Genomic DNA, 11,097 nt, shown 5'->3' with positions numbered 1-11,097 from the left:
TATATATCCCTCAAAAAGTGATTGTCGAAGATATAGTGGGGGAAAAAAATATCCGAGACCTAACTGAGATCAAGCCACAAGAGAAAATTATAGATTTTATTTTTAAAAAAAATTATTTAAATTATGTTTTTTCATCGCCCAATCATTACTCTTTCTTTGCCGCAGGCCCACTCTGTGTTGCCAGTAGCAACTATGCAAAAGAATGTTACCAATTGCTTCGTGAAGCGGGGATAGAAGGGTTATTTATGGGAGGTGATACACTAACTGAAATAGATACATTCTCTAACACCTCATCAGGGGGTGGCGCATCGCTGAAGTTTTTTTCTACCGGATACCCGTTTCCATAATGAATAAAATTCACCCGGAAATTTTTCATTTAATCTATTAAAATGTATACAATCAGCAGATTTTACAATTCTGAAAAATATTTGAGGTAATCATGTCTGAAGACCCAATATTAAAATTCAAGGCTTGGTGGGATGAAGTCAAAAATAATTTGAATTTGAAACATCCCAATGCTGTTTGTGTATCGACCCTTGATGATAAAGGTTTCCCTTCCGGGCGCTTTGTTGATCTAAAAGCAGTAAACGATAAAGGTTTTATTTTTTGCACTTACCTAGATTCAAAGAAAGGGCAAGAGTTGCAACGCAATCCAAAAATTTCCCTGACATTTTGGTGGGAAGGAGTTGGTTATCAGGTTAGGGTCACAGGCTTTGCTCTCAAACTATCAGAATCAGAAGCAGAAAAATATTGGCATTCCCGTTCCAGAGAAGCTCAAATAACTACCATAGGCTGTCGACAAAGCCAATTGCTCCTTTCAGAACAGGAGTTACATAAACAAATTGCGGAAACAATAGAAGTGATTGGTAATAACTCTATTTCAAAACCTAAAAACTGGGGAGGATTCTCGGTACAACCTAATTCGATTGAGTTCTTAACATTCAAAGAAAATCGATTACATTTACGCGAGTTTTACTTACTTCAAAATAAAGGCTGGCAGAAGCAATTACTACAACCTTAAAAAAATCAGCTACAATAATTGTAGCTGACCAGTGATAATCACTGTCTGCATTTTATATGAACAGATAATGATAGAGTGAATTTAGAACAGTTATCAAAAATACTTAATAAGTAAATTATGATGAACAATTAAAACTGGAAATAATTAATTCGCAGTAATAATTTTTAAATGTTAGTTTATTAATCACTCATCAAAACTAACATTTAATTTTCCTAGTTTAGGATATCACTGACAAAAATCTATACATAAATCTCTAAATATGCTAAAAATATCTTAGCTATGTAAATGATATACGGGTGGAATTTTGAATATTTCAGGCTTTATTCTTACGATATTACCTATCGCCTTATCCCCCGGAGCAAGTTTTACCCTCGGCATGACAAATGCTATTAACAGTGGAATAAAAGGCTTGCTTTCCATCATAATCGGGACAGCTTTAGGTATTTACACGCATGCATTACTGGTTGGCCTTGGTGTTACCGGTATAGTGACAAAATATCCCGTTATTATGCATGCTATAAAAATCATAGGAACAATTTATCTAATCTATCTCTCTTGTATATTAATAAAGAACGGAATTTATTCCGGTAAAAAAATGACAGAAAAAGGGACGAAGATTGCAACAATAAAAGACGCCTATATTGCCAACATTCTGAATATAAAAGCGATCCTACTCTATCTTACTGTAGTACCTGGTTTTTTAACTTCTGACTATATTAGTGTATTAAATTTTATTATTCTTGCTTCTATCCATATTATTATTACAACAATCTGGTTATTATCATTTGGTTATATTGTTATATTTGCTGCAAGAAAAATAAACTTCAGTATCGTAAGCCGATTTGTTAATACAGTAGGTGGAGTTTGTTTATTATATTTCACTCTTGCTCCATATATTCTATAGTGTCACTCCCATTTTATATCACTGTTGTCTTTAAAATGACCTCTTTGTTAGCTGTTCAATCCCCCTTCATTTGGGCTGGAAAGTCCGTTACCAGTTTAGCTACTTCCTTCGATGATGCAACTCAAAATTCATTGGGCATAACCGGTTTTCTGACCGAATCAGCGATGATAAGCCATCCCAAAAACTGATTTATTATTTAATAAATATGATAAATTATATAAAACGTGTAGTTTTATGTAGCTCGATCTCATGCAGGAACAAACAAAAAAACTAAATATATAACATAAACTTAATATATTGATGTTAGTGTTCAAAACTTCCTGCGTACACCTTTTGAGTAGTTACTTTATCAATAAACATGGAGAATAAAGAGCAAACAACCATCAAATCGCTTTATTTACGAACACTTAAACCATTAATATGTGATTTCTTCTATTAATTTAGTGAATATTCTGTCAAATCTGGTATTAATTTTTACATTAGTGTGATCAACCACTGAGAAGATATTATGCCAGTATATTAACCTCCCGCGCTTTCGATCACTCTGAATAATTAAACAAAAACACAACCCGTGCAATACATTATGTTACTTTTATGTTAACAACAGTATAAACTCTGGATGTATTGTCCATTGGTATGACAACTAACAGAGGCAATTACTATGAATAAAACCGCTCCAGTCGGTTTATGGGATCAACCGAAGCCCTTTTTCATGATTTTTTTTGTAGAATTATGGGAAAGATTTGGCTACTACGGCGTTCAAGGCATTCTCGCTGTTTACTTCGTTAAACAGCTTGGTTTTTCAGAAACACAGGCATTTATTACCTTTGGTGCATTTACTGCGCTGGTTTATGGTTTGATTTCCATCGGTGGTTATGTAGGAGACCACTTGCTGGGAACAAAACGAACCATCATTCTGGGTGCTATTATACTGGCAATAGGCTACTTTCTGATTGGCCTTTCCATTATGGAACCAGAACTGATTTTTTATGCTTTGGGAACTGTCGCGGTTGGTAATGGTCTGTTCAAAGCTAACCCCGCAAGCCTGCTGGCTAAGTGCTACCAGCCACAAGATCCACGTTTAGATGGCGCTTTTACACTATTCTATATGTCCATCAATCTTGGTTCTCTGGTTTCTCTTTCTCTCGCTCCCGTTATTGCTGAAAAATATGGCTATGCTGTTACCTATAATATCTGTGGTATCGGCCTGATTATCGCTCTGTTGGTTTACATCGCCTGCCGCCGTATGGTACATGACATCGGTTCTGAGCCAGACCATGCCCCTCTTAACTACATAACCCTATTTTTAGTTTTGCTCGGCTCAGCAGGGATGGTAGGGGTCTGTGCGTGGCTATTGCACAATATTGATATTGCTAATCTCGTTCTTATGGCAATTTCAGCTATCGTTGTGGTGATTTTCTTCTGGCAGGCATTCAAACAGGATAAAGTCGGCCGCAATAAAATGTTTGTGGCATTTATCCTGATGATTCAGGCTATTGTGTTCTTTATGCTGTATAACCAAATGCCAACCTCCCTCAACTTCTTTGCCATCAACAATGTTAATACCCAAATCTTCGGTTTTAATATTAACCCTATCAGCTTTCAGGCTCTGAACCCATTCTGGATCATCGTCGCCAGCCCGATTCTGGCTGTGCTTTACACCCGTCTGGGAGCAAAAGGCAAAGATTTTTCTATGCCAACGAAGTTTACCGTCGGTATGTTTCTGTGTTCTCTTGGCTTTCTGACAGCAGCCGCTGCCGGCCTGTTCGCCGATGAACATGGCATGACTTCACCGTGGTTTATCGTACTGGTTTACCTGTTCCAGAGTATCGGGGAGTTGATGATCAGTGCATTAGGGCTGGCAATGGTTGCGGCGTTTGTTCCCAGCTATCTGACAGGGTTTATTCTGGGTATGTGGTTCTTATCTCAGGCTGCTGCATCAGTACTGGGAAGCTATATAGCAACATTTACTGCCGCACCAGAAGGTGTTACCGATCCTCTGCAAACGCTGCCGATATATACGGGCGTATTCGGTAAAATAGGTATTGCCACTCTCATTGTTGCCGTGGTTATGGCTTTCATGGTGCCATGGCTGAACCGTATTATGAAAGATGGCGCAAGAGCCTAACTGATTTAATTCGGTTTCATTAAAAAAATTCCCGCCCGTTAATCATGAAAATAACGGGCGGGGATTAAAAAACGTTAATCGGCTAAAGCGACTTTAATCCATGCTAATCAGTATGGAATTACAGCACATCAACCGCATTCAGTTCTTTGAAAGCCTGTTCCAGACGAACTTCCATTGAAACCTGACCAGCACGCAGCCACACACGTGGATCATAGAATTTCTTATTAGGTTTATCCGCGCCTTCCGGGTTACCCAATTGACCTTGCAAATAACCTTCATTCTTCTTGTAGTAGTTCAGAATACCTTCCCAGGTCGCCCATTGGGTATCGGTGTCAATATTCATTTTAACTACGCCGTAGCTGACAGCTTCCTGAATCTCTTCTGCAGTAGAGCCAGAACCACCGTGGAAAACAAAATCCAGACTATTGTGTGGCAGGCTGAATTTCTCTGAAACATAGTCCTGAGAATTACGCAGAATTTTTGGAGTCAGTTTAACGTTACCTGGTTTGTATACACCATGAACGTTACCGAAAGATGCCGCAATGGTAAAACGTGGGCTAATCGCGTTCAGTTTTTCATACGCATAAGCTACATCTTCTGGCTGAGTGTACAAAGAGGAGCTATCCAGATGGCTGTTATCAACACCATCTTCTTCACCACCCGTACAACCCAATTCGATTTCCAGCGTCATGTCAATTTTCGCCATACGCGCCAGATACTGGCTGCAAATCTCGATATTTTCTTCCAGAGATTCTTCTGACAGATCAATCATATGGGAAGAGAACAGTGGCTTGCCTGTCTGAGCATAGTGCTTCTCACCCGCTTCTAACAGACCATCAATCCACGGCAGTAATTTGCGTGCACAGTGGTCAGTATGCAGGATCACCGGTACACCATAATGTTCTGCCATTTGATGCACATGATAAGCACCAGAAATAGCGCCCAGAATCGCCGCCTGCTGACCTTCAGCTTTCAGGCCTTTACCTGCTACAAATGCTGCACCACCATTGGAAAACTGGATAATTACCGGAGCACGTACTTTTGCCGCTGTTTCTAACACAGCATTGATAGAATCAGTACCGACACAGTTAACTGCCGGTAAGGCAAAATTATGTTCTTTTGCGATGGCAAAGACTTTTTGAACATCATCACCAGTGATGACACCCGGTTTTACGAAATCAAAAATTTTAGACATGTTACGTGGTCCTGTATTGACATTGAGCAGGCAGTAAATACTGCCTGCTATCACAACGAGTTACTTAACTTAGTTACTGTTAGCACGTTCTTCCAGCATCACAACGGCGGGTAGTTTTTTGCCTTCAACAAACTCAAGGAAAGCACCACCACCTGTAGAGATGTAAGAGATTTTGTCAGCAATCTCAAAAAGATCGATTGCCGCTAAAGTATCACCGCCACCTGCAATTGAGAAAGCATCACTTTCTGCAATCGCACGGGCAATAATTTCGGTTCCTTTGCGGAAATTCGGGAATTCAAATACACCAACCGGGCCATTCCAGAGAATGGTTTTTGCACCTTGCAGGATTTCAGCCAGACGTTCAGCAGAAGCATCACCTAAATCGAGGATCTGCTCTTCATCTTTAATTTCACTGGTTGATTTCAATGTGGCTTCAGCCGTTTCAGAGAACTCTGTCGCAACACGAACATCCGTAGGTACCGGAATATCACAGCATTCCAGCAATTTTTTCGCTTCCGGGATCAAATCATCTTCGTACAGGGAGCGACCAACATTGTGGCCTTCAGCAGCAACAAAAGTATTGGCAATTCCACCACCAACGATGAGCTGATCAGCAATTTTGGACAGTGAATCAAGAACAGTCAGTTTAGTAGAAACTTTAGAGCCACCCACAATCGCGACCATTGGGCGAGCAGGGTTATGTAATGCTTTCCCCAAAGCTTCCAGTTCACCGGATAACAATGGACCTGCACAGGCAATTGGCGCAAATTTAGCAACGCCGTGAGTTGAAGCCTGAGCACGATGGGCTGTACCAAAGGCATCCATGACATAAACATCACACAATGCGGCATACTGTTTTGATAATGTTTCGTCGTCTTTTTTCTCACCTTTGTTAAAGCGAACGTTCTCCAGAACAACTAATTCGCCTTCCGCCACTTCAACGCCATTCAGATAATTTTTTTCCAGACGGACAGGAGAAGAAAGTGCTGCTTTCAGGTAATCAACGACAGGTTGTAGTGAAAACTCTTCGTTGTACTCTCCCTCAGTTGGGCGTCCCAGGTGAGAAGTAACCATGACTTTGGCTCCCTGACTCAGCGCAGCCTCGATCGTCGGCAAAGACGCACGAATACGTGCATCTGAGGTAACTTTGCCATCTTTTACAGGCACATTCAGATCAGCCCGGATCAGAACTCGTTTACCCGCCAGATCTAAATCAGTCATCTTAATTACAGACATGGTGAATCCTCTCATTGATTCTCTATAAAATTACTCAATCCCCTGCTGTATGCCGTTTGTTCAATCATATTTAACAAAATCTGATCTCACAGAACCCGACACAATATTATCAATACAACAGACGATTTATTTGAAACCCGTTTATTTGAAACCTTTAGAAGCCATTGCCAGTGTTGTGTCAAGCATACGATTGGCAAAGCCCCACTCATTATCACACCAAACAAGTGTTTTAATCAGGTGGTTTCCGCTCACTCTTGTTTGTGTGCCATCCACGATGGCGCTGTGAGGGTCGTGGTTAAAATCCGTTGAGACCAACGGCAAATCGGTGAAATCCACTATACCACGAAACGAACTCACTGCTGATTTTTGCAGTAGTTGGTTTACCTCACTGACATTAACGGCAGCACTGACTGTAACACTCAAATCAATCGCTGTGACGTTGATGGTAGGAACCCGTACAGAAATAGCTTCAAACCGGTTACTGAATTTGGGGAAGATACGAGTGATCCCCGCGGCCAGTTTGGTATCGACAGGTATAATCGACTGGCTGGCTGCCCGGGTTCGACGCAGGTCACTGTGATAGGCATCAATCACGGGTTGATCATTCATGGATGCGTGGATTGTTGTCACCGTTCCTGATTCAATATTGAACGCATCATCCAACACTTTAATAATCGGAATAATGCAATTTGTCGTACAGGATGCATTAGAAACTATGCAATCTTCCGCAGACAACAGTTCATGATTCACACCGTATACCACAGTCGCATCCAGATCGTTTCCTCCCGGATGGGCAAACAGTACTTTTTTAGCACCACTGGCAAGATGGGCTTCCCCATCGATGCGTTCACCATACTTACCGGTACAATCGAGTACGATATCAATACCCAGTTCTTTCCACGGTAAATCCGAAATATCGGGTTGATGAAACAGCCGGATACTGTCATCTCCCACATGCAGAACTGTATTATTCAAACCTATCTTGTTCAGGCGCACATCCCATGCAAAACGCCCATGGCTGGAATCATATTTCAATAAGTGAGCGACACCTTCCGCATCAGCCAGCTCATTGATGGCGATAACTTCAATTTCAGCCCGACGCCCGGATTCGTAGAGCGCACGCAGGACACTGCGGCCTATTCTCCCAAACCCGTTAATCGCTACCCTGATTGTCATGTTACTCCCTGAATTTCTCTGTTGTCACGCAACGGCTTAGGATAACTGAGCAGGTGCAAATTGTACGGATGATTCATCATAAAATTAATCAGATTGTGACAGACAAGACATTTTGCATGCGATAACTGAAACGGTTCAGCTAATTATAAGGGAAGACTACGAGAAAAAAGGGCTAATAGCAAGGATCGTTAATAGCATAATAAAAGTATTTTGAACAAAAAAAGAGCGCATCGGCTCAAAGTTTGATGCAGATGCGCTTAATTCCCTTCATCTTTCAAGTTGCCTCTTTGTAGGCTTCGCCCCGAAGCAACCCGAAATCCATTGAAGGTATATTGTTATTTCAGCAGTGCTGCCGCTTTCGCAACGACATTTTCAACCGTAAAACCAAACTCTTTGAACAGTGCGTCAGCCGGTGCTGATTCACCAAAGCTGTTCATACCGACGATAGCACCGTTGATACCAACATATTTGAACCAGTAATCAGCAATGCCTGCTTCAACCGCAACACGCGCGGAAACAGCGGCAGGAAGTACAGCTTCACGATATGCTGCATCCTGTTTGTCGAATGCATCAGTAGATGGCATGGAAACAACGCGGATTTTACGGCCTTCTGCACTCAGTTGATCAGCGGCTTTCACTGCCAGTTCAACTTCAGAGCCAGTTGCGATCAGGATCAATTCAGGCTGACCTGCGCAATCTTTCAGAATGTAAGCACCTTTCTCAATGTTGGCCAGCTGTTCAGCCGTGCGCTCCTGCTGTGCCAGATTCTGGCGGGAGAAGATCAGAGAAGTCGGGCCATCCTTACGCTCAATCGCATATTTCCATGCAACCGCAGATTCCACCTGATCACATGGACGCCATGTGCTCATATTTGGTGTGACACGCAGGCTGGCAATCTGCTCAACAGGCTGATGGGTCGGGCCATCTTCACCTAGACCGATAGAGTCATGGGTATATACAAAGATGCTACGGATTTTCATCAGCGCAGCCATACGTACTGCGTTACGGGCATACTCAACAAACATCAGGAATGTCGCACCATAAGGCACAAAACCACCATGCAGGGCGATACCGTTCATGATGGCAGACATACCGAATTCACGAACACCGTAATGAATGTAGTTACCGTCCTGAACTTCGTTCAGAGGCTTGGAGCCAGACCACATAGTCAGGTTACTTGGTGCCAGATCAGCAGAACCACCCATGAATTCAGGCAGAACCTTACCAAATGCTTCCAGAGCATTTTGTGACGCTTTACGGCTGGCAATAGAAGCTGGATTCTGTTGCAAGTTTTCAATAAATGCCTTGGATTCTGCTTCCCAGTTTTCTGGCAGTTCACCGCTGGTACGACGGCTGAATTCTGCAGCCAGTTCAGGGTGTGCTTCAGTATAAGCTGCAAATTTTGCATCCCATGCACTTTCTTTTGCTTTACCAGCTTCTTTCGCATTCCAGCCAGCGTAAATATCCTGAGGAATTTCAAAAGCAGGGTATTCCCAGTCCAGTGCTTTGCGGGTTGCTTCGATTTCAGCATCTCCCAGCGGCGCACCGTGACACTCTTCTTTACCAGCTTTGTTTGGCGAACCAAAACCAATGACAGTTTTGCACATCAACAGAGATGGTTTGCCGGTTTCTTTACGTGCTTCTTCGATTGCTGCTGTAATTGCGTCAGAATCATGGCCATCTACACCACGGATAACATGCCAGCCGTATGCTTCAAAGCGTGCAGCAGTATCATCAGTGAACCAGCCTTCAACTTCTCCATCAATAGAGATGCCGTTGTCATCATAGAAAGCAATCAGCTTGCCCAGTTTCAGCGTACCCGCCAAAGAGCAAACTTCATGGGAAATGCCTTCCATCATACAACCGTCGCCCATGAATACATAAGTATGGTGATCGACGATATCGTGGCCCGGACGGTTAAACTGCGCTGCCAGTGTGCGTTCTGCGATTGCGAAACCAACTGCATTGGCAATACCCTGCCCCAGTGGACCGGTTGTTGTTTCTACACCCGCTGTATAGCCATATTCAGGATGACCCGGGGTTTTGGAATGCAGTTGACGAAAATTTTTCAGATCGTCGATGGAAACATCGTAACCAGTCAGGTGCAACAAGCTGTAAATCAGCATAGAACCGTGGCCATTGGACAATACAAAACGGTCACGATCAGCCCAGTGAGGATTGACTGGGTTATGGTTCAGATAGTCGCGCCACAGAACTTCAGCAATGTCAGCCATTCCCATCGGTGCACCAGGATGCCCTGATTTTGCTTTCTGCACAGCATCCATGCTCAAGAAGCGGATAGCATTAGCAAGGGTTTTACGAGTGGTCATTCTTTACTCCAAGTCGGATAAAAGCGTTAGTGAACTAGAACTAATTTTCGCAGCGCAGCATACAAACCGCAATCATTAATGCCATATAAACGAAAACTATCTTAATTTCCGTTTAGCATCAATTCTTTGATTTATCCCGCCGTTTTGACGTATTTTCAAGTGAATACACCTATACACTTCGTCTTTCAAGTTACCTCTTTGTTGGCTACGCTCGTTCACCCCAGTCACCGTTTTTATAAACATACGGTTATCTATGCTCCCGGGGATTTACTCCCTTGCCGCCGCGACGCATCTTGAAATCCATTGTGTATAACCGGAGGTTAGTTTGCGCAAATTAAGAGTGATTTCATCTCGTGATTTGCGCAATAAGAAACCATGTATTAGACACGATAATTAATGAGCGAATCAAGCTCGAAGAGACCTGTTTTTCTGCTGATTTGGAGCATGATAGCAAGCCAGATATGAGAATTTCCTCTGGCTAAAAAGACTTTGTGATTCAAATAACAATTTGATGCAGGTAACTGTCTAATTTAAAGAACGATAAATGTCATAGTTTTCATCATCAAAACAGATAAGATTCACCTGTAATATATTTTGATTATTAAACAGACGGGAGTGAATCACCTCCAAAGCAATTTCTGCTGCCAGTTTTTTTGGAAAACGGTAAATACCTGTGCTGATATTAGGGAAGGAAACTGTCTCAATATTGTATTGCTCAATAAGATCAAAACAGCTTACATAGGCCTTTTTCAATAATTCAGGTTCATTACCACTCCCTCCGTTCCAGCAAGGGCCGACTGTATGGATCACATACTTCGCCGGCAAATTCCCGGCTCCGGTGATAACCGCTTCGCCAATATCACAACCCCCCTGCTTTGCTCTAATTTGCATGCACTCTTCCAGAATGGCCTTTCCACCAGCCCGATGAATAGCACCATCAACGCCTCCACCACCTAGCAAAGAGCTATTCGCCGCGTTGACAATAGCTTCAATAGCAATTTTGGTAATATCACCATGTATTACTTTAATTCTATTATTCATTTTGTTTTCTCTTTTATAACTAAGTTATTTCTAATTTCAGACATTGTTTTTATTTGAAGTTAAATC

Annotated in this window: 9 protein-coding genes; 4 read left to right on the top strand and 5 right to left on the bottom strand. The window is 42.2% G+C overall.

Translation table 11 applies throughout. From position 1 onward, the window contains the following. The 4 genes from AACX68_RS02360 to dtpB form a co-directional block, all read left to right on the top strand. A partial coding sequence (locus AACX68_RS02360; RefSeq protein WP_228860489.1) for a hypothetical protein occupies nt 1-347 on the top strand: 347 nt, incomplete at its 5' end. 92 nt (nt 348-439) lie between these two features. After that, on the top strand, nt 440-1,021 hold the full coding sequence (gene pdxH, locus AACX68_RS02355; RefSeq protein ID WP_228860488.1) for a pyridoxamine 5'-phosphate oxidase: 582 nt from the start codon (nt 440-442) through the stop codon (nt 1,019-1,021). Nucleotides 1,022-1,325: 304 nt separating this feature from the next. After that, nucleotides 1,326-1,925 carry a LysE family translocator gene (locus tag AACX68_RS02350; protein WP_228860487.1) on the top strand — a complete coding sequence of 200 codons (600 nt, stop codon included), beginning with the start codon at nt 1,326-1,328 and terminating at the stop codon, nt 1,923-1,925. A 661-nt stretch (nt 1,926-2,586) separates the two neighbouring features. Beyond that, nucleotides 2,587-4,053, top strand: coding sequence for a dipeptide/tripeptide permease DtpB (gene dtpB / locus AACX68_RS02345; RefSeq protein ID WP_099110476.1), 1,467 nt, complete (start codon nt 2,587-2,589; stop codon nt 4,051-4,053). A 118-nt stretch (nt 4,054-4,171) separates the two neighbouring features. On the opposite strand, the gene fbaA is transcribed toward dtpB, so the two are convergent. From fbaA to AACX68_RS02320, 5 genes are all read right to left on the bottom strand, one after another. Next, a complete protein-coding gene (fbaA, locus tag AACX68_RS02340; RefSeq protein ID WP_228860486.1) occupies nt 4,172-5,248 on the bottom strand; it encodes a class II fructose-bisphosphate aldolase in 1,077 nt (358 codons plus the stop codon). 69 nt (nt 5,249-5,317) lie between these two features. Continuing rightward, entirely contained in the window at nt 5,318-6,484 is a 1,167-nt protein-coding gene (pgk, locus tag AACX68_RS02335) for a phosphoglycerate kinase (RefSeq protein ID WP_099121438.1), read from the bottom strand. Between the two features lie 141 nt (nt 6,485-6,625). Beyond that, nucleotides 6,626-7,660 carry an erythrose-4-phosphate dehydrogenase gene (gene epd / locus AACX68_RS02330; RefSeq protein WP_228860485.1) on the bottom strand — a complete coding sequence of 345 codons (1,035 nt, stop codon included), beginning with the start codon at nt 7,658-7,660 and terminating at the stop codon, nt 6,626-6,628. A 335-nt stretch (nt 7,661-7,995) separates the two neighbouring features. Continuing rightward, nucleotides 7,996-9,990, bottom strand: a complete 1,995-nt coding sequence (tkt, locus tag AACX68_RS02325) for a transketolase (protein WP_228860484.1) — start codon at nt 9,988-9,990, stop codon at nt 7,996-7,998. A gap of 525 nt (nt 9,991-10,515) precedes the next feature. Beyond that, nucleotides 10,516-11,031, bottom strand: coding sequence for an O-acetyl-ADP-ribose deacetylase (locus AACX68_RS02320; RefSeq protein ID WP_228860483.1), 516 nt, complete (start codon nt 11,029-11,031; stop codon nt 10,516-10,518). Nucleotides 11,032-11,097: the final 66 nt, after the last annotated feature.

The organism is Xenorhabdus sp. PB61.4, from assembly GCF_963894935.1.
Classification (GTDB): domain Bacteria; phylum Pseudomonadota; class Gammaproteobacteria; order Enterobacterales; family Enterobacteriaceae; genus Xenorhabdus; species Xenorhabdus stockiae.
Note: the sequence above shows the minus strand (reverse complement) of the source record. Positions and strands in the feature narration are given on the sequence as shown.